Source organism: Streptomyces koelreuteriae (assembly GCF_018604545.1).
GTDB lineage: Bacteria > Actinomycetota > Actinomycetes > Streptomycetales > Streptomycetaceae > Streptomyces > Streptomyces koelreuteriae.
The window spans coordinates 8,022,976-8,040,538 of the sequence record NZ_CP075896.1; the positions used below are offsets into that span (position 1 = coordinate 8,022,976).

15 protein-coding genes and 1 pseudogene are annotated in these 17,563 nt (G+C 71.4%); 8 read left to right on the top strand and 8 right to left on the bottom strand.

From position 1 onward, the window contains the following. Positions 1–83: 83 nt before the first annotated feature. On the bottom strand, positions 84–1,463 hold the full coding sequence (locus tag KJK29_RS36085) for an LLM class flavin-dependent oxidoreductase (RefSeq protein ID WP_215123401.1): 1,380 nt from the start codon (positions 1,461–1,463) through the stop codon (positions 84–86). Positions 1,464–1,477: 14 nt separating this feature from the next. Further along, a complete protein-coding gene (locus tag KJK29_RS39490; protein ID WP_370869183.1) occupies positions 1,478–2,023 on the bottom strand; it encodes a hypothetical protein in 546 nt (181 codons plus the stop codon). A 286-nt stretch (positions 2,024–2,309) separates the two neighbouring features. Between KJK29_RS39490 and KJK29_RS36100 the strand changes: the two genes are divergently transcribed. From KJK29_RS36100 to KJK29_RS36120, 6 genes are all read left to right on the top strand, one after another. Then, positions 2,310–3,227 (top strand): LLM class F420-dependent oxidoreductase, encoded by a 918-nt coding sequence (locus KJK29_RS36100; RefSeq protein WP_215123403.1) that lies wholly within the window; start codon positions 2,310–2,312, stop codon positions 3,225–3,227. A gap of 101 nt (positions 3,228–3,328) precedes the next feature. Beyond that, positions 3,329–3,454 (top strand): hypothetical protein, encoded by a 126-nt coding sequence (locus KJK29_RS39225; protein WP_255961325.1) that lies wholly within the window; start codon positions 3,329–3,331, stop codon positions 3,452–3,454. Positions 3,455–3,583: 129 nt separating this feature from the next. Then, positions 3,584–4,531: a glutathione S-transferase C-terminal domain-containing protein gene (locus KJK29_RS36105; RefSeq protein WP_215123405.1), complete on the top strand. Its 948-nt coding sequence runs from the start codon at positions 3,584–3,586 to the stop codon at positions 4,529–4,531. Positions 4,532–4,634: 103 nt separating this feature from the next. Continuing rightward, the gene (locus KJK29_RS36110; protein ID WP_215123407.1) at positions 4,635–5,837 is read left to right on the top strand and encodes an LLM class flavin-dependent oxidoreductase; all 1,203 of its coding nucleotides are present in this window, start codon (positions 4,635–4,637) and stop codon (positions 5,835–5,837) included. A 21-nt stretch (positions 5,838–5,858) separates the two neighbouring features. Continuing rightward, a complete protein-coding gene (locus KJK29_RS36115) occupies positions 5,859–7,238 on the top strand; it encodes an NtaA/DmoA family FMN-dependent monooxygenase (protein ID WP_215123409.1) in 1,380 nt (459 codons plus the stop codon). 194 nt (positions 7,239–7,432) lie between these two features. Beyond that, complete coding sequence (locus KJK29_RS36120; protein ID WP_215123411.1) at positions 7,433–7,858, top strand: hypothetical protein; 426 nt, start codon at positions 7,433–7,435, stop codon at positions 7,856–7,858. A 47-nt stretch (positions 7,859–7,905) separates the two neighbouring features. On the opposite strand, the pseudogene KJK29_RS39230 reads toward KJK29_RS36120, so the two are convergent. The 3 genes and pseudogenes from KJK29_RS39230 to KJK29_RS36130 form a co-directional block, all read right to left on the bottom strand. Next, positions 7,906–8,058, bottom strand: a pseudogene (locus KJK29_RS39230) (DUF5958 family protein); the annotation flags it as partial. 33 nt (positions 8,059–8,091) lie between these two features. Continuing rightward, positions 8,092–9,312 carry a serpin family protein gene (locus tag KJK29_RS36125; RefSeq protein ID WP_215123413.1) on the bottom strand — a complete coding sequence of 407 codons (1,221 nt, stop codon included), beginning with the start codon at positions 9,310–9,312 and terminating at the stop codon, positions 8,092–8,094. Positions 9,313–9,417: 105 nt separating this feature from the next. Then, positions 9,418–10,926 (bottom strand): MFS transporter, encoded by a 1,509-nt coding sequence (locus KJK29_RS36130; RefSeq protein WP_215123415.1) that lies wholly within the window; start codon positions 10,924–10,926, stop codon positions 9,418–9,420. A gap of 231 nt (positions 10,927–11,157) precedes the next feature. Between KJK29_RS36130 and KJK29_RS36135 the strand changes: the two genes are divergently transcribed. After that, positions 11,158–11,829, top strand: coding sequence for a TetR/AcrR family transcriptional regulator (locus KJK29_RS36135; RefSeq protein ID WP_215123417.1), 672 nt, complete (start codon positions 11,158–11,160; stop codon positions 11,827–11,829). Between the two features lie 99 nt (positions 11,830–11,928). Here the strand turns inward: KJK29_RS36135 and KJK29_RS36140 are convergent, their stop codons facing one another. The 3 genes from KJK29_RS36140 to aceA all read right to left on the bottom strand — a co-directional run bounded on the left by KJK29_RS36140 (position 11,929) and on the right by aceA (position 15,776). Then, positions 11,929–12,798 (bottom strand): 3-hydroxybutyryl-CoA dehydrogenase, encoded by an 870-nt coding sequence (locus tag KJK29_RS36140; protein WP_215123418.1) that lies wholly within the window; start codon positions 12,796–12,798, stop codon positions 11,929–11,931. Beyond that, positions 12,795–14,393, bottom strand: coding sequence for a malate synthase A (aceB, locus tag KJK29_RS36145; protein WP_215123420.1), 1,599 nt, complete (start codon positions 14,391–14,393; stop codon positions 12,795–12,797). The genes KJK29_RS36140 and aceB overlap by 4 nt, the downstream gene beginning before the upstream one ends. Positions 14,394–14,492: 99 nt before the next feature. Beyond that, positions 14,493–15,776 carry an isocitrate lyase gene (aceA, locus tag KJK29_RS36150; protein WP_215123422.1) on the bottom strand — a complete coding sequence of 428 codons (1,284 nt, stop codon included), beginning with the start codon at positions 15,774–15,776 and terminating at the stop codon, positions 14,493–14,495. Positions 15,777–16,153: 377 nt separating this feature from the next. On the opposite strand from aceA, the gene KJK29_RS36155 reads away from it, so the two are divergent. Beyond that, positions 16,154–17,548, top strand: a complete 1,395-nt coding sequence (locus KJK29_RS36155) for a short-chain fatty acyl-CoA regulator family protein (protein WP_215123423.1) — start codon at positions 16,154–16,156, stop codon at positions 17,546–17,548. The last annotated feature ends 15 nt before the right edge of the window (positions 17,549–17,563 follow it).

The window sequence follows — 17,563 nt, forward strand, 5'->3', positions numbered from 1 at the left end:
CGGCTCGTGAGCGGTGGAAGCGTGTCGGAACGGGAGATTCGCGGGCTGGTGATGACGGCGCTGGGGTGAAGCGCCGCATGCGGCTACGCGAGGGCGACGCCGATGTGTCCCTCGGCCGAGCCGACGGTGTCGAACAGCCGATTGGCGGGGCGCGGGAGGCCGTAGTGGGCGCGCAGGGTGGAGCCCGTGTACTCGGTGCGGAACAGGCCCCGTTCCTGGAGGATCGGCACCACCCGGTCCACGAAGACCTCCAGGCCTGAGGGGAGTACGGCGGGCATGATGTTGAAGCCGTCGGCGGCTCCGCTGTCGTACCAGTGCTCGATGGTGTCGGCGACCTGCTCCGCCGTACCGGCGAAGGTGCGATGGCCGCGGCCGCCGCCGAGCCGCCCGATGAGCTGACGTACCGTCAACCGATCGCGCCGCGCGAGTTCGACGACGAGCGTGTAGCGGCTCTTGGCGCCCTCGATCTCGTCCTCGCCGGGCAGGTCCGCGGGGAGTTCCGCGTCGAGGTCCAGTGCCTCGGGGGCGAGCTTCAGCGTTTGGGCGAGCTGCCGTTTGGCGTACTCGGGGACGATGAGCCGGTCCAGCTCCGCGTCCAGCTCCAGTGCCTCCGTCTCGGTGTCGCCGATGACGGGGACGATGCCGGGCAGGATCTTGACGCCGTCCGGGTCGCGGCCGAGTAGTCGCGCCCGCTGCTTGACGTCCTTGTAGAAGGCGATGCCCTCTTCCAAGGTCTGCTGCGCGGTGAACACCGCCTCCGCGTACCGGGCGGCGAAGTCCTTGCCGTCCTCGCTGGAGCCGGCCTGGACGAGCAACGGGTAACCCTGCGGCGGGCGCTGGACGTTCAGCGGCCCCTCGACCCGGAAGAACTCACCCACGTGATCGATACGGCGCACCCGCTCGGTCAGGGCGTGCACGCCGCGCTCCTTGTCGGCGACCACCGCGTCGTCCGCCCAGCTGTCCCACAGCTTGGTGGAGACCTCGACGAACTCCGCGGCCCGCCGGTAGCGGACCCTGTGCAGCGGCGTGTCGTCGAGGCCGAAGTTGCGTGCCGCGTCGGCGCCCGCGGTGGTGACGATGTTCCAGCCGGCCCGGCCACCGGAGACATGGTCCAGCGAGGCGAACCGGCGGGCCAGGTTGTACGGCTCGTTGTAACTGGTGGAGGCGGTGGCGATAAGGCCGATGTGCCGGGTGGCCCCGGCCAGCGCCGTCAGCAGGACGGTCGGTTCCAGCTTGGCCGCCGGCCTTCTGCCCGGGTCGCCCATCAGCACCGGGCTGTCCGCGAGGAACAGCGAGTCCAGCTTGCCGCGTTCGGCGATCCGCGCCAGATTCTTGTAGTGCTCGATGTCCGCGTTCGCCTCCGCCGGGCTCTCCGGGAGCCGCCAGGAGGCCTCGTGGTGCCCGGTGGACATGAGGAACGCGTTCAGGTGCAGCGGCTCACGGCCGCCGGTCGTACGGGACATGGGGTGTCGTCTCCTCAAGAGGTGCTGGGCCGGTGCCGCGCCACCCCGAGGGCGGCGAGCAGCGTGTCGCGGTGTTCCTGGAAGCGCGGGTCCCGCGGGGAACGCGGAGTGGGCAGATCGACGGCGAGGTCCACGGAGATACGGCCGTCCTCCAGGACCAGCACCCGGTCGGCGAGTTCCACGGCCTCGTCCACGTCATGGGTGACCAGCAGCACGGCAGGGCGATGGCGCTCGTACAGCTCGCGCAGCAGTCCGTGCATCTTGATCCGGGTGTCGATGTCCAACGGTATGTGCGGACGCCCCAGCCCCGTCGGTCCGGTGGCCTCCGCGCTCTCGCGGACGAGGCCGCGGGACAGCAGTCGGCCGGAGTGGCCGGACACGGACGCGGGGGAGAGGCCCGTCAGCCGGGCGACGGTCGAGCGGGCGACCGGGCCGTGGTCGAGTACTGCGCTCAGAACGGATGCCGCACCCGTGACACGGCGGGCCGGTCCGGGGGCGGGGATGTCCGAGCGGCGCAGCGAGGCGGGGGCACGTCGGGGGTACGCGGAGAGACTCTTCACGGCTGTCTTCCAGGCTCGGTGGCAGCGGCGGCGGGCGGGTGCTGGCGGTGCGTGCATCTGCCCAGGTCGCGAACCCGGTGGGCAGGAAGCGCTCAGGCCCGCTGACACGCCGCGGAGCACACACGCTTCAGGTCGACATGACCTCGCGTCGTCAGGTGTGCGGATCGCTGCATGGCCCGAAAAGTAGCCGAGCCGCCCGGAGGAGAAAATCCCCGTTACAAGGCGGTCATGAGCTTGTCATGCGTGAGCAGGAATGCCGGTCGAGAGCAGGCCGGTTGCCCTGGGCATGACCATCGGAGTAGCGCTTCCCCTTGACCATGAGATCGACGGCACGGTGCGGCTGGCACGGGAAGCCCACGAAGCCGGATTGCGTTCCGCCTGGTTCGGGCAGACCTTCGCCTACGACTCACCCACGCTCGCCGCGATCGTCGGCCGCGAGGTACCAGGGCTGCAGGTCGGGACCTCCGCGATCCCCGTCTTCGGCCGCCATCCGCTCCTCATCTCCAGCCAGGCCCAGACCGCCCAGGCGGCGACCGGCGGCCGCTACCACCTCGGGCTCGCGCTCGGCACCAAGTACCTGACGGAGACCGGCTTCGGAATCCCGCACGAGCGCCCCATCCGCCTGCTCCGGGAGTTCCTCACCGCCCTGCGCCAACTCGTCGAGACGGGCAGCGCCGACTTCCACGGAGAGCTGCTGACCGCCACCACCCCGCTGCCGGGCGCGGTGCCGGGTGCCGCACCGCCCGTGCCGCTGCTGGTCGCGGCCATGGCACCGCAGGCACTGCGCGCCTCCGGCGAACTCGCCGACGGCATCCTGCCGTACCTCGCCGGCCCGCGCGCCCTCGCCGACCACATCGTCCCCGCCGTCACCGCCGCGGCCGAGGCGGCCGGCCGGCCCGCGCCCCGCATCGTGGCGTTCGTCCCCGGCGTGGTCACCGCCGACGCCGAGAGCGTGCGGGAGAAGGCGACCGAGGCGCTCGCGTTCTACGAGCGGTTCCCTTCCTACCAGCGCGTCATCGGGCTGTCCGGCGGCACCCGGGCCGTCGACCAGGCCGTGATCGGGGACGAGGAGGCCGTCGCCGCCGAGGTCGCGCGATACCGGGACGCCGGGGCGACGGAGGTGGTCCTCACCATGACGGACCTGGGCGGCGAGGCCGACCGACGCCGCACCTGGAAGCTGCTCGGAGAACTGGCGAACGACTGATGCACCGGCAGAGGGCGGCCCGTGCCTGCGCGGGCCCTCTTGACGTGGCGGGAAAGCCGCCTGACACTCCAGAGCAGAGATTCCTAGTGCATCGGTAGGAAATGATGGAGCGACTGGAGCCGCCCGCCGACCGCGCGTTGCGCGCGGGCCGCTGGTCCCTGCTCCTCACCTCCCGCCGGCACATCGATCTCCTGCGCGTCTGCAGCGCGGCGAACCCCCAGAGCTGAACCGTCGGCGCCCGTCGGGCGCCGCGCCCCGCCGCGCACGGGTATGCGCCGACGCCGCCGCGCACCCGTCCCCCCGCGTGCGCCTGCCCGCCGCACCCCCAGAAGCCGGACCCGGACCCAGGGAGACACATGCCCGCCGCACCCCTGACCACCGTCCCGTCCCTCCCCTCACCGCCGCCGTTCCGGGGCAGGATCGGCTGTGACGCCGGCAGCGGCTACTACGCCGCCCCGCGCCGCTACCGCCTCCACCTCTCGCTGTCGTGCCCCAACTGTCTGCGCATCGCCATCACCCACAGCCTGCTCGGCCTGGAGGACACCCTCCCGGTCGTGCTGCTGCCGGCCCTCCCCGACCGGCCCGACGGCGGACACTCCGCGCTGAGCCCCTTGTACGAGGCCAGCTCGCACCGTCATCCAGGTCCGGCCCTCGCACCGGTGCTGAGCGACACCTGGACCGGGCGGATCGTCACCACGCACTCCTCGCACATCCTCCGGGACCTGGCCCGGTGCTTCGGCGACGACGGCACCGACCGGCCCGTGCTCTACCCGCACGGCGCGGAGGAGGAGATAGAGGCCGTCGAACGCCTCTGTGACGACCGGATCAACGACGCCGCACAGCGCGCCGGACAGGCCGACACCGACGCCACCGCACGCCACACGGCCCTCAGTTCTCTCCTGAGGGTCCTCGGCTCACTGGAGTGGCGTCTCGCCGGTCAGGGCTTCGTCCTCGGCGAGGAACTGACCGCCGCCGACGTACGGTTGTGGGTGGCCCTGGTCCAGCTCGACACCGTGCACCGGCTGCATCTGGACGCCGCCGCGGTCCACCGCATCGCCGACCATCCGCACCTGTGGACCTACGCCCGACGGCTCGCCGCCCACCCCGCGTTCGGCCGCCATCTCGACCTGGACGGCATCGCCATGAGGCACCACGACCGGTGCCAGGGGCTGGAGGCCGCGGGGGCGGCGGTACAGATCCTCGACTGGGCCGAACACATCGCGGACGGGCCCGCCCGGCAGGGCCCGGACGGCTTCATGGAACCGCAATACGCCCTCCACCTTCGCCGACCCGACTCCGCCTAATCTCCGACGACATGGGGCCCGCCATACCGGAACATGGCGGGCCCCGTGCCCTCCTCGGGAGGGCTGGTGATCCCGTACGGCCGACCTGGAAGGCACCCTCTCCGTGTCCGCACCCTCCCCTCTTCACCTTGCCGTGGCGCTGGACGGCACGGGCTGGCACCCGGCGGCATGGCGTGAGCCGGGCGCCCGTCCCGACGATGTGTTCACCGCCGGATACTGGGCCGGTCTCGTGGCGGAGGCCGAACGCGGCCTGCTCGACTTCGTGACCTTCGAGGACGCCTTCGGGCCGCAGTCCTCGCACGTCACAGAGCCGGACGAGCGCACCGACCAGGTGCGGGGCCGGCTGGACGCCGTACTGATCGCCGCCCGGGTCGCACCGCTGACCCGGCACATCGGGCTGGTGCCGACCGTGGTCGCCACCCACACCGAGCCGTTCCACATCTCCAAGGCGATCGCCACCCTGGACTACGTCAGCACCGGCCGCGCCGGCCTGCGCGTCCAGGTGTCGGCACGCCAGAACGAGGCCGCGCACTTCGGCCGTCGCACCTTCCCGTCCCTGCGCGCCGAGGACCGGGACACCCCGGCCGGCCGGGAGCTGATCGCCGAGCTCTTCGAGGAGGCCGCCGACCACATCGAGGTGGTACGCCGCCTGTGGGACAGTTGGGAGGACGACGCGGAGATCCGCGACGTCGTCACCGGGCGCTTCGTCGACCGCGACAAGCTGCACTACATCGACTTCGAGGGCAGGCACTTCAGCGTCAAGGGACCCTCGATCACCCCTCGGCCGCCGCAGGGACAGCCCGTCGTCAGCGCGCTCGCGCACCAGAGCGTGCCGTATCAACTCGTGGGCCGTTCCGCCGACATCGGGTACGTCACCCCGCACGACACCGACGAGGCCCGGGCCGTCGTCGCCGAGATCCGTGCCGCGCGGGCCGATTCAGGCCGGGCGGAGGAACCACTGCACATCTTCGGTGACCTGGTCGTGTTCCTGGACGACGATCCCACAGCGGCTGCGGACCGCAAGGCCCGACTGGACGGCCTGGCCGGCTACCCGTACACCAGCGACGCCCAGATCTTCACCGGCACGCCCGGGCAGTTGGCGGACCTGCTGCTGGAGCGCCGCCGGGCCGGCCTGAGCGGCTTCCGGCTGCGCCCCGGAGCGATCGGCCACGACCTGGAGCGGATCACCCGTGGCCTGGTTCCCGAACTCCAACGCCGAGGCGCCTTCCGGCACGCCTACGAGGCGGACACCCTGCGCGGGCTGCTCGGGCTCGCCCGCCCCGCCAACCGCTACGCCGCCGTCTGAAGCCGGAGGAGTCCAACGACCATGAAGCAGATCCATCTCGCGGCCCACTTCCCCGGCGTCAACAACACCACCGTGTGGAGCGACCCACGCGCGGGCAGCCACATCGAGTTCAGCTCGTTCGCGCACTTCGCCCGCACCGCCGAACGCGCCAAGTTCGACTTCCTGTTCCTCGCCGAGGGGCTGCGACTGCGCGAACAGGGCGGCGAGATCTACGACTTGGACGTGGTGGGCCGCCCCGACACCTTCACCGTCCTGACCGCCCTCGCGGCCGTCACCGAACGCATCGGCCTCACCGGCACCATCAACTCCACCTTCAACGAGCCCTACGAGGTGGCCCGCCAGTTCGCCAGCCTGGACCACCTCTCGGCCGGACGCGCCGCCTGGAACGTCGTCACCTCCTGGGACGCCTTCACCGGCGAGAACTTCCGGCGCGGCGGCTTCCTCCCCCAGGAGGAGCGCTACTCCAGGGCCAAGGAGTTCCTGGCCACCGCCACCGAGCTGTTCGACTCCTGGCACGGCGACGAGATCGTCGCCGACCAGGAATCCGGCATCTTCCTGAAGGACGCGCAAGCCGGAGCCTTCGTCCACCGCGGACAGCACTTCGACATCGCGGGCCGTTTCAACGTCCCGCGCAGCCCGCAGGGCCGCCCGGTCGTCTTCCAGGCGGGCGACTCCGACGAGGGCCGCGAGTTCGCCGCCTCGAGCGCCGACGCCATCTTCAGCCGGCACAGCACCCTGGAGGCGGGCCGGGAGTTCTACACCGACGTCAAGCGGCGACTGGCCCACCACGGCCGTACCCACGACCAGTTGCTGATCCTCCCCGCGGCGACCTTCGTACTCGGCGACACCGACGCCGAGGCCCAGGAGCTGGCGCACGAGGTACGACGGCAACAGGTCAGCGGCCAGACCGCGATCAAGTACCTCGAACACGTCTGGAACCGCGACCTCTCCGGCTACGACCCCGACGGCCCGCTCCCCGACATCGACCCGGACCCCGGCGAGCACACCATCGCCCGCGGCCGTGCCAGCGTCCGCATGTTCCGCGACCCGGTCGCCGTCGCCCGGCAATGGCGCGAGCGCGCCGAGGCGGAGAACCTCTCGATCCGCGACCTGGTCATCGAGACCACCGGCCGCCAGTCGTTCATCGGCTCCCCGGCCACCGTCGCCGAGACCATCAACACCTACGTCCAGACGGACGCCGCCGACGGCTTCATCCTCGTCCCCCACATCACCCCGAGCGGCCTGGACGACTTCGCCGACACCGTCGTCCCGCTGCTCCAGGAACGCGGCGTATTCCGCCACGACTACACGGGCACCACCCTCCGCGACCACCTCGGCCTGCCCCACCCCGACACCCGGGCGGAACCGGAGGCGGAGGCGCAGGTCCGCGGCCTCGGGTGAGGACGGTGCAGCGGCGGTCCGAGGAGACTCGGAAGGCCTCGACGCCGGCAGCGACGGTCTCCGCAGCCGGCACTCCTCCCCGGCAGCTCACGCGTTTGGCGGTCCTTCGCGAGAAGTGACGGCCGGGAGCGGTCGAGGATTGACGCGACATGTGCGGCAGGACAGCCGGCCGCCACGCCGGAGGAGGCATGTACATGCGCCGTGCAGGGTTCGTCGTCGCCGCCACGACCGCGCTCACGCTGGGGACCGCCGGCCAGGGCTGGGCGGACACCACCAGTGGCGACATCACGACCAGCTGGGGAGACCGGGCGCGCGTCCAGGTGACCTGGGTCGACCGGAACTCCTTCCACGACGGCGTCCTCGCCGTCACCGACCAGACCTGCGACGACCGGTCCGTCCACGCCACCCTCACCGTCCAGACCGGATCCGGCGCCGCCCGCCCGCTGGGCGACAACCACAACACCGACGGCTGTGACACCACCGCCGACTTCCAGAACATCACCGCCACCGACCCGACCGGCATCAGAAGCCTCACGCTGACCGTGTGCCGCAGCGCGCCCGGAACCGCCGACGAGTGCGAGACCGGGTATGTCGCCGCGAACCCCTTCTTCGGGTCGTGACCCCGGGCGGGAACCTCATCGCGGCCGTGTCCCAACTGGTGCCATTCATGCCGGCATCCGTTGGCACAATGGCGCTGTCGCCGCCGCGCGTCCGCGAGTCCCAGGACCTGGACCAGCAAACGAAACGCCCTGACTCGTTCGTACAGCGGCGCCGCCGGGGTGTGGGTCGGTCTGAGCCCAGCCCGCCGAATGCACTCCAAGGCGTCCTCGCCGGTGGCGCGTGCACAGAGCGTTCATTCATCCGCCCCACCTGATGTGTCCAGTACGTAGGCGTCCTCGTCCTCCGGGAAAAGCTTCGGATCGGTGACCCAGCCCGCCGCGAGCACGAGGTCCGTCGCTCGATCGACGGCGAGGAAGCCGAAGGGGCGGTCGAAGACGGCGTGGGCCCGGGTCGTCTCGTACTGCGGCTCGGGCCGGTCCTCCCAGCCCAGCCACACTGCCTCCATCAGGGTCACGGCCGCTGCCCGGAACCCCTCGGCGCTGAAGGTCGCCGTGGCCGACTGCCGGCCGGAGGCCAAGGCGAGCGGTGCGGCACTGATGCCCGGGAAGTGGCCCGGGGAGCCGTCGGCGGCCGTGGCCAGGCCGAACAACTCGGCTTGGGCCAGCAGGTCATGACCGGCGGTGAGGGTGAACTCGACGGTTCTGAGCGTCAGGGACGGCGGCTCAGGACGCAGGGTGCTCACGCGCTCCAGCCGCAGCCCGGGCCCTGCCTGACCGTACGGCAGCCGCTCCCCGGGAACGGCCGGCAGGGTCCCTGAGACCACGCCGACACCCGCGTCGATGACCTCCTGGGGTGCCAACTCCTCGTCGCCCAGCAGGAGAAGGACGTCGATGCCGTTCGTGCCGCGTACGGTGGCCACGGTCACAGCACCGCATGGCGTCCGCGCGACGGCCACGGCGTCCAGGCCGGCGTGAGTGCGGGTGAGGCCGGCCCGGTCGTGGCCGCGCCACGGCATGAGGTCGCCCTTGAACGGGACCTCCCATTCGGTCCGCAGGACCAGCGCGGTCGTCAGTACCAGGGACGTGTCCGGCCTCAGGTCCGCAGGTATCCGTTCGATCGCTCCACCCGTCCGCCGGGCGGCCCACGCGTCCAGGGCCCGCTTGTCGCGCTGCGGATCCCCCGTGAGCACGCCGTGCGCCTCGACGGGCAGCGCTGTCGCCCATTCTTCGCGCAGTTCCACAGTCCGTGCGGTCCACAGCCCGAGTGCGGACTCCAGCCCGTCGATCCCGGCCAGCAGCGCGAGCAACTCGCGGCCCTCCGCCCCCGCCCGGTCGGACGGTAGGCCCAGCGCCTCCGCCAGTTCCTCGCGCACCTCCTCTGTCGCCCCGTCCGCGAGGAGGGCGAGCAGCGGCCAGATTCCCGCCGCCGAGAACACCGTGCCCTCGCGGACTGCCGACGCCCAGCGGGCCGTCAGGCCGTTCACCGTCCGTATCGCCGTGTCCGTCGCCCGCATTTCGCTCCCGTTGCCCGCTGCTCGTGATGCGCCCGGCCGTACCGTACCCGTGTCGATGGGCGGCGTCGGCGCCTTCACCCCTTCCGGGAACGCCCCGCCCCGACCTCACATGTGCACCACCGGCGCCGCGTCGGGGTCGTGGGCAGGCGTGCCGCGCCGGTAGAGGAGGACGCTGATGAGCAGGCCGGCGGCGAAGAAGGCGGCGGACCACCAGTAGGCGGTGGAGTAGCCCTCCAGGCCTGCCTGGGCGAGGACGGTGAGGTCCTTGGGGTTGCGGCCGGAGAGGTAGTCGGTGACGGCGCTGGTGGAGAGGGTGTTGAGCAGGGCCGTGCCGAGGGAGCCGCCGACCTGCTGCATGGTGTTGACGGCGGCGGAGGCGACACCGGCGTCCTCGGCCTTCACCCCGGCCGTGGCCAGACTCATGGCCGGGGCCATCACCAGGCCGAGGCCGAGTCCCGCCACGATCAGCGGGGGCAGGATGTCGGTGGTGTAGCCGCTGTCGAGGCCGAGGCCGGTCAGCCACGCCATGCCGGCCGCGGCGAGGCCCATGCCCAGCGGGACGATGGCCTTGGGGCCGAAGCGGGGGATCAGCACCGTGGAAGCGAGCGTGGAGGACAGCATGAGCGCGGCGACCATCGGTAGGAAGGCCAGCCCGGTCTTGATAGGGGTGTAGCCCAGGCTCTGCTGCAGGTAGTAGGTGAGGAAGAGGAAGACACCGAACATGCCGGCGCCGGTGATCAGGATGGAGACGAAGGAGGCGCCGCGGTTGCGGTCGAGCAGGACACGCAGGGGCAGCAGGGGGTGGGCGGCGCGGGTCTGCCACCAGGTGAACGCGGCGAGCAGGACGGCGCCGGCGACCAGGAAGCCCCAGGTCTGCACGGAGCTCCAGTCGTGGCTCTCGGCGTTGGAGAAGCCGTAGACCAGGCAGAACAGGCCGCCGGAGACGAGGACGGCGCCGGGGATGTCGATGCGGGCGCTCTTGTCGCGGGTGGTGCGCTGGAGCAGGAGGGCGCCGCCGACGAGGGCGACCGCGGCGAAGACCAGGTTGACGTAGAGGGTCCACCGCCAGTCGAGGTGCTCGGTCAGGAAGCCGCCGAGGAGCAGGCCGATGGCGCCGCCCGCGCCGGCGATGGCGCCGTACACGCCGAAGGCCTTGGCGCGTTCCTTGGCGTCGGTGAAGGTCGTGGTCAGCAGGGACAGGGCGGCCGGGGCGAGCAGGGCGCCGAACAGACCCTGCGCGGCCCGCGCGACGATGAGCACCTCGAAGCTGCCCGCGGCGCCTCCCAGCGCGGAGGCCCCGGCGAAGCCGACCAGCCCGACCAGGAAGGTCATCTTCCGTCCGAACAGGTCGGCTATGCGGCCGCCGAGCAGCAGCAGGCTGCCGAAGGCGAGCGCGTAGGCGGTGACGACCCACTGCCGGTCCCCGTCGGAGAAGCCCAGATCCTTCTGGGCCGAGGGAAGCGCGATGTTCACGATCGTGCTGTCCAGCACCACCATGAGCTGGGCCAGTCCGATGACGGCGAGGATCCACCAGCGATGCGGCGATGGCGCGCCGGCCGTCGGGAGTGAGGACACGGTGGCCGTGGCGGCCGTGTCGGTGGAGGTCTTGGACATGACGGAACTCCAGAGGAAGCGGGGCAGGGGATCGGATGTCCGGTGGTGATGCGGTGCGGGACGGCTGCGTCGACGGAGCTCGTCACGTGATCCGGCTGAGTGGTCTCGCGGACTGCCTGACCCACCGAACTGCCTGACACCTGTCAGATTAGTTTGAATCTGACAGGTGTCAAGTAAGCTGGAGAAGGGTCCCTAGGATGGCCCGGAGCACAAGCGGCGCAGGACGCACGTATGGAGGCAGTCGTGGGAGCAAGAGCCGAATCCGCTCGACGGCCGGGGCGCCCCGGCGCGGACACTCCCGCGGTTCCCGCCGAGGAGAGCATCCTGCGGCGCGGGCTGGAGGCCTTCGCCGAGCTGGGCTACGACCACGCCTCAGCGCGAGAGCTGGCCCGCCGCCTGGGTGTCAGCCACAACTTCATCAACGACCGGTACGGCTCCAAGGCGGCCTTCTGGCGCGCGGTGGTGGACCACGCCCTCGGAGCGCAGCTGGCGCGTCTGCCGCAGGTGGATGACACGCTCGACGACGCCGACGCCCTGCGGCGGATCATCACCGGCTTCTATCTGACCGCCGTGGACGAGCCGTTGATCGGGCGGCTCTTCGTCAACGAGTTCACCCGGGACACCGAGCGGCTGGACTACCTCTACGAGCACTACATCGCGCCGACCCTGCAGCGCATGGAGCCCGGCATCGAGCGGCTCGTGGCGGCCGGGCGCATGGCGCCCGTCCCGAGGGACGTGCTGTTCTTCGCGGTCATCCCGCCCGTCTCGGGCATGGTGGAGGTCCCGCTGGCCCGCCGCCTCGGCCGGCCCGACGACGCCTCGCCGGAACAGCTCACGGCCACGGCGGAGACCCTGGCGACGCTGGTGGTCAACGGACTGCTGGCATCGGGATCGGCGACGTGACCTGACGCCGACATGCCGGGGCGGGAAGCGCCGTACTCGCGCTTCCCGCCCTTCCCTGTGACACCCCGCGGGCCCCTCAGCCCGCGTCGTACCAGGCCCTCAGTCCTGGTCGTAGGTGTGGAACCCCCGCCCGGTCTTCCTGCCGAGCAGTCCCGCCTCCACCATCCGCTGGAGCAGCGGGGGAGGGGCGTAGAGGGGATCCCTGAATTCGTCGTAGAGCGACTCGGCGATCGACGCGACCGTGTCGAGGCCGATCAGGTCCGCGAGCCTCAGCGGGCCCATCGGGTGGGCGCAGCCCAGTTCCATGCCGGTGTCGATGTCGGCGGCCGTGGCGAAGCCGGACTCCGCCATGCGGACGGCCGAGAGCAGATACGGGATCAGCAGGGCGTTGACGACGAACCCGGCCCTGTCCCGGGAGTGGATGACCGTCTTGCCGAGCGCCCCGGTCGCGAAGTCCTGTACGACGGCCACCGTGCGGGGCGAGGTGTGCAGGGAGGTCACGACCTCGACCAGCGGCAGCACGGGCACCGGGTTGAAGAAGTGCAGGCCCACGACCCGGTCCGCGCTGCCGGTCGCCATGCCGAGCCGCATGATCGGGAGGGAGGAGGTGTTGGTGGCCAGCACCGCCTCCGGATCCTCCACGATCTTGTCGAGGGCGCCGAAGATCTCGGTCTTGGCGTCGGGGTTCTCCACGACGGCCTCGACGACCAGCTGCCGGTCGGCGAGATCCTCCAGGCTGCCGGTGAACGTCAGACGGGCGAGCGCGTCCCGGGCTGCCGGTTCCTCCAGCTTGCCGCGCCGGACCGCCCGGTCGAGCGACGCCGTCACCCGTTCCCGGGCGGCGCGGGCCGCCATCGCGTCCACTTCGCAGACCGTGGTGTCGAGGCCGGCCCGGGCGCACACCTCGGCGATGCCCGCGCCCATCTGTCCGCCGCCGACCACTCCGACACGCCGGATCCCGCCGCTCACGCCCCGGCCTCCGTCCGCCGCACCAGGTGCCGCGCGTACGCGTCCGGGGTGAAGAACAGCGGCAACTCGCCGGTCAGCGCGGTCCGTTCGAAGAGGGCGCGGATGTCGTCCACGGGTGCCCACGGGTACTCGGCGCCCAGCGCGTCCACCTCGTCGTCGAGCAGTCGCAGCACCGACTCCCGGTCGATGACGCGGTGCCGCAGCCACTGCCAGATCTGCACCCGGGCGATCTCGGCGGTCGCCGCGTCCTCCATCAGGCCGTACAGCGCGACGGCACCCTGTCCGCGCAGCCAGGCGGCGAAGTAGCGCAGCGTGACGGCGATGTTGGTGCGGACGCCCTCGGCGGTCGGCGGTCCGCTGATCCGGCGCACCGACAGCAGGTCCGCCGGAGTGACCTCCACGTCGTCCCGGGTGCGGTCGAGCTGGTGGGGGCGTTCGCCGAGGACACCGTCGAAGACCTCCCGGCAGACGGGGATCAGCCCGGGGTGGGCGACCCAGGAGCCGTCGAAGCCGTCCTCCGCCTCGCGTTCCTTGTCGAGGCGGACCTTCGCGAGGGCGGCCTCGTGCGCGGCCGGTTCCTTGCCGGGGATCTGGGCGGACATGCCGCCGATCGCATGGGCGCCACGCCGGTGGCAGGTGCGCACGAGCAGCTCGGTGTAGGCCCGCATGAAGGGCGCGGTCATGGTGACCTTGGCCCGGTCCGGCAGCAGGAAGTCGGTACGGTGGCCGAAGGTCTTGATCAGGCTGAACAGGTAGTCCCAGCGGCCCGCGTTCAGCCCCGCGCTGTGCTCGCGCAGTTCGTGGAGGATCTCCTCCATCTCGAAGGCGGCGGTGATCGTCTCGATGAGAACGGTGGCGCGGACGGTGCCCCGGGGGATGCCGAGCAACTCCTGGGCGGTGACGAAGATGTCGTTCCAGAGGCGGGCCTCGTAGCGGTTCTCAAGCTTGGGCAGGTAGAAGTACGGGCCGTGGCCGGCGTCGATCTGCCGCTGGGCGCAGTGGAAGAAGTACAGCCCGAAGTCCACGAGCGCGGCGGGCACCGGCCGGCCGTCGAACTCCAGGTGCTCCTCGTCGAGGTGCCAGCCACGGGGGCGGACGACGATGGTGGCGAGCTGCTCGCGGCCCTTGAGGCGGTACTCCTTGCCCTCGGGCGTGGTGAAGTCGATCCGGCGCTCGATGGCGTCGAGCAGATTGAGCTGGCCGCCGACGATGTTGTCCCACGTGGGCGAGGTGGCGTCCTCGAAGTCCGCCAGCCAGACCTTGGCACCCGAGTTCAGGGCATTGACGGTCATACGGCGCTCGGGCGGGCCGGTGATCTCCACCCGCCGGTCGGTCAGACCGGGCGCGGGCGGTGCGACGCGCCAGGACCGGTCCGCGCGGACGGTGGAGGTGACCAGCGGGAACTCGAGCGGGGAGCCGCTCGCCAGGCGCAGGGCCTGCCGGCGGCGCTCCTTCAGCAGCGACTGCCGGCGCTCGCCGAAGGCCGCGGCCAGGTGGCCGACGAAGTCGAGGGCGGCGGGCGTGAGGATCTCGTCGTGCCGGTCGCCCGGAGCCGCGAGGACGCGGACGTGGTGGGTCAGTGCGCTGGTGGACATGGGTGCTCCTGAGGGAGGGAGGAGAGCGGGGGCCGTACCGGGACGGTGGTACGACCCCCGCTCGGCCGGGGCGGACCGGGCGGCGTCCTCGGGGACGGCCTAGTGGAACTGCTCCTCCTCCGTGGAACCGGAGAGCGCGGTCGTGGAGGAGGTGGGGTTGACGGCGGTGGAGACCAGGTCGAAGTAGCCGGTGCCGACCTCGCGCTGGTGCTTGACGGCGGTGAAGCCCTGCGCCTGCGCGGCGAACTCCCGCTCCTGGAGGTCGACATAGGCGGTCATGCCGTGCTCGGCGTAGCCGCGGGCGAGGTCGAACATGCCGTGGTTGAGGGAGTGGAAGCCGGCCAGGGTGATGAACTGGAACTTGTAGCCCATGGCGCCCAGTTCGCGCTGGAACTTGGCGATCTGGTCGTCGTCCAGCGCGGCCTTCCAGTTGAAGGACGGCGAGCAGTTGTACGCCAGCATCTTGTCCGGGTACTGGGCGTGGATCGCCTCGGCGAACTCACGGGCCTGCGCGAGGTCCGGGGTGCCGGTCTCGACCCAGATGAGGTCGGCGTAGGGGGCGTAGGCCAGGCCGCGGGCAATGACCGACGCCATGCCGTTGCGGACCCGGTAGAAGCCCTCCGCCGTGCGCTCACCGGTCACGAACTCGGCGTCACGCTCGTCGACATCGCTGGTGATCAGGTTCGCGGCGAGCGCGTCGGTGCGGGCGATGATCACCGTGGGCGTGTCGGAGAGGTCGGCGGCGAGCCGGGCCGCGTTCAGGGTGCGGACGTGCTGGGAGGTCGGCACCAGGACCTTGCCGCCGAGGTGACCGCACTTCTTCTCCGAGGCGAGCTGGTCCTCGTAGTGGATGCCGGCCGCGCCCGCCGCGATCATGCCCTTGGTCAGCTCGAAGGCGTTCAGCGGGCCGCCGAACCCGGCCTCCGCGTCGGCGACGATCGGGGCGAGCCAGTCGGTGGTGTCGCCGGCGCCCTCGGCGGTGGCGATCTGGTCGGCGCGCAGCAGCGCGTTGTTGATCCGGCGCACCACCTGGGGCACGGAGTTGGCCGGGTACAGGCTCTGGTCGGGGTAGGTGTGGCCGGCCTGGTTGGCGTCGGCCGCGACCTGCCAGCCGGAGAGGTAGATGGCCTGGAGCCCGGCCTTGACCTGCTGCACGGCCTGGCCGCCGGTGAGCGCGCCCAGGGCGTGGACGTAGTCGAGCTCGTGCAGCTGGCGCCACAGCCGCTCGGCGCCGCGCCGGGCCAGGGTCTGCTCCTCACGGACACTGCCGGAGAGCCGCACCACGTCCTCGGCGGTGTAGGTGCGCTCGATGCCCTGCCACCGGGGATCGGTGGCCCAGCGCCGCGCGAGTTCCTCGGCTGCCTGCGTCCTCGCCTCTGCCATGACTGTCACCGTCTCCTCGGTATGTAAAGGGGTGCCAATCCCCACCTCGTCGCTGTGAGGGGTGGCACTGTGTGTCTCTTACTGGAGTGCGGCCCGCCCGCCTGCCGTAGGGCGGAGCTGAGCAATGCTTGCCCGGAAGCGCTGCCTGCTGCCGGGGTATCCGACGTCAGGGCATGAATCGTGCCCGGTGCAGGGCCTGCGCTGCCGGAGGTCCGGCGGGCCGCACTCAGACTCTCGCAGTGGCACTCAGTGCCATCAAGGGTGGACGTCTGCCAACTTCTGCGAATCTTCACGGCTGCATTTGCCAAGTTTGCGAAGGGTCGCGGCGGCTCTGCGTCGCGTACGCTGACGGACGTCTCAGGGGAGGTTGGAGCAGGGTGAGCAAGATCTACGCGGGCCCGCGGCTGCGGCGGCTGCGCGAGGAGCGCCGGATGAGCCAGGCGGAGCTGGCCCGTGTGCTGGCGATCTCGCCCAGCTATCTGAACCAGATGGAGCACGACTCCCGGCCGCTCACCGTCCCGGTCCTGCTGAAGCTGACCGAGGCCTTCGGCGTCGACCCGGGCTTCTTCTCCGAGCGCGACACGAGCCGGCTGATGGCGGATCTGCGCGAGACGCTGTCGGGCGAGATCGCCGAGGCCCGGGTGTCCCCGAACGACCTCGCCGAACTGGCCTCCCGGATGCCGGAGGTCGCCCAGGTCCTGCTCGACCTCGGCCGCCGCAACCAGCGGTTGTCCGAGCGGCTCGTCGGAGCCGCCGACGGCCAGGGCGTGGCGTCCTCACCCCACGAGGAGATCCGGGACTTCTTCTACCGCCGCCAGAACTACCTGCACGAGACCGACCTCGCGGCCGAACAACTCGCCGGGGAGATCAGCATCCGGCCCGGCGAGGTCGTCCGCGCCCTCACCGCCCGACTCGCCGACAGCCACGGCGTCCGCCTCGCCGCCACCACCGGCGACCGGCTGCACCACTACGACGAAGCGGCCCGCACCCTCCATCTGTCGGCCCGACTCCGCCCGGGACAGCGGGCGTTCCGGATGGCCATCCAACTCGCCCTGCTCGAATACGGCGACGAACTCGACCGCCAGGCCGCCGACGACTTCCCCGCCGATTCCCCCACCCACGCCCTGGCCCGGATCGGCATCGCCAACTACTTCGCCGCCGCCCTGATCCTCCCGTACACCGCCTTCCACACGGCGGCCGAGGAGTTCCGCTACGACATCGAACGCCTCACCGACCGCTACGGCCTCGGCTACGAGACGGTCTGCCACCGGCTGAGCACTCTGCAACGCCCCCGGCTGCGCGGTGTGCCCTTCTCGTTCGTCCGCGTCGACCGGGCCGGCAACATGTCCAAGCGGCAGTCCGCGACCGGGTTCCACTTCTCCCGGGCCGGGGGCACCTGCCCGCTGTGGAACGTCTACGAGGCGTTCGCCGCCCCCGGCCGCATCCACGTCCAGATCGCCGAAATGCCCGACGGGCAGCGGTACTTGTGGACCGCCCGGGCGGTCACCCGGCACCGCGGCGGCTGGGGCGAACCCGGCAAGACCTTCGCCATCGGCCTCGGCTGCGAGATCCGCCACGCCCACCGGGTCGTCTATTCCGACGGCCTCGACCTCGCCAACGCCTCGGCCGCCACCCCCATCGGCATGGGCTGCCGCGTCTGCGAACGCCTCGAATGCCCCCAACGCGCGGTGCCACCCCTCGGCCGCGCACTGCGGATCGACCAGAACAGCAGCACGTTCGTGCCCTATCCGGTGGCGGACCCGACGAGGTGACGCTCGCCGTCGGTA

Bases quoted from the DNA above. Each gene is read 5' to 3' on its own strand.
- KJK29_RS36085 (WP_215123401.1), bottom strand. From the start codon at position 1,463: ATGTCCCGTACGACCGGCGGCCGTGAGCCGCTGCACCTGAACGCGTTC.
- KJK29_RS36100 (WP_215123403.1), top strand. From the start codon at position 2,310: ATGACCATCGGAGTAGCGCTTCCCCTTGACCATGAGATCGACGGCACG.
- KJK29_RS39225 (WP_255961325.1), top strand. From the start codon at position 3,329: ATGATGGAGCGACTGGAGCCGCCCGCCGACCGCGCGTTGCGCGCGGGC.
- KJK29_RS36105 (WP_215123405.1), top strand. From the start codon at position 3,584: ATGCCCGCCGCACCCCTGACCACCGTCCCGTCCCTCCCCTCACCGCCG.
- KJK29_RS36115 (WP_215123409.1), top strand. From the start codon at position 5,859: ATGAAGCAGATCCATCTCGCGGCCCACTTCCCCGGCGTCAACAACACC.
- KJK29_RS36120 (WP_215123411.1), top strand. From the start codon at position 7,433: ATGCGCCGTGCAGGGTTCGTCGTCGCCGCCACGACCGCGCTCACGCTG.
- KJK29_RS36125 (WP_215123413.1), bottom strand. From the start codon at position 9,312: ATGCGGGCGACGGACACGGCGATACGGACGGTGAACGGCCTGACGGCC.
- KJK29_RS36130 (WP_215123415.1), bottom strand. From the start codon at position 10,926: ATGTCCAAGACCTCCACCGACACGGCCGCCACGGCCACCGTGTCCTCA.
- KJK29_RS36135 (WP_215123417.1), top strand. From the start codon at position 11,158: ATGGAGGCAGTCGTGGGAGCAAGAGCCGAATCCGCTCGACGGCCGGGG.
- aceB (WP_215123420.1), bottom strand. From the start codon at position 14,393: ATGTCCACCAGCGCACTGACCCACCACGTCCGCGTCCTCGCGGCTCCG.
- aceA (WP_215123422.1), bottom strand. From the start codon at position 15,776: ATGGCAGAGGCGAGGACGCAGGCAGCCGAGGAACTCGCGCGGCGCTGG.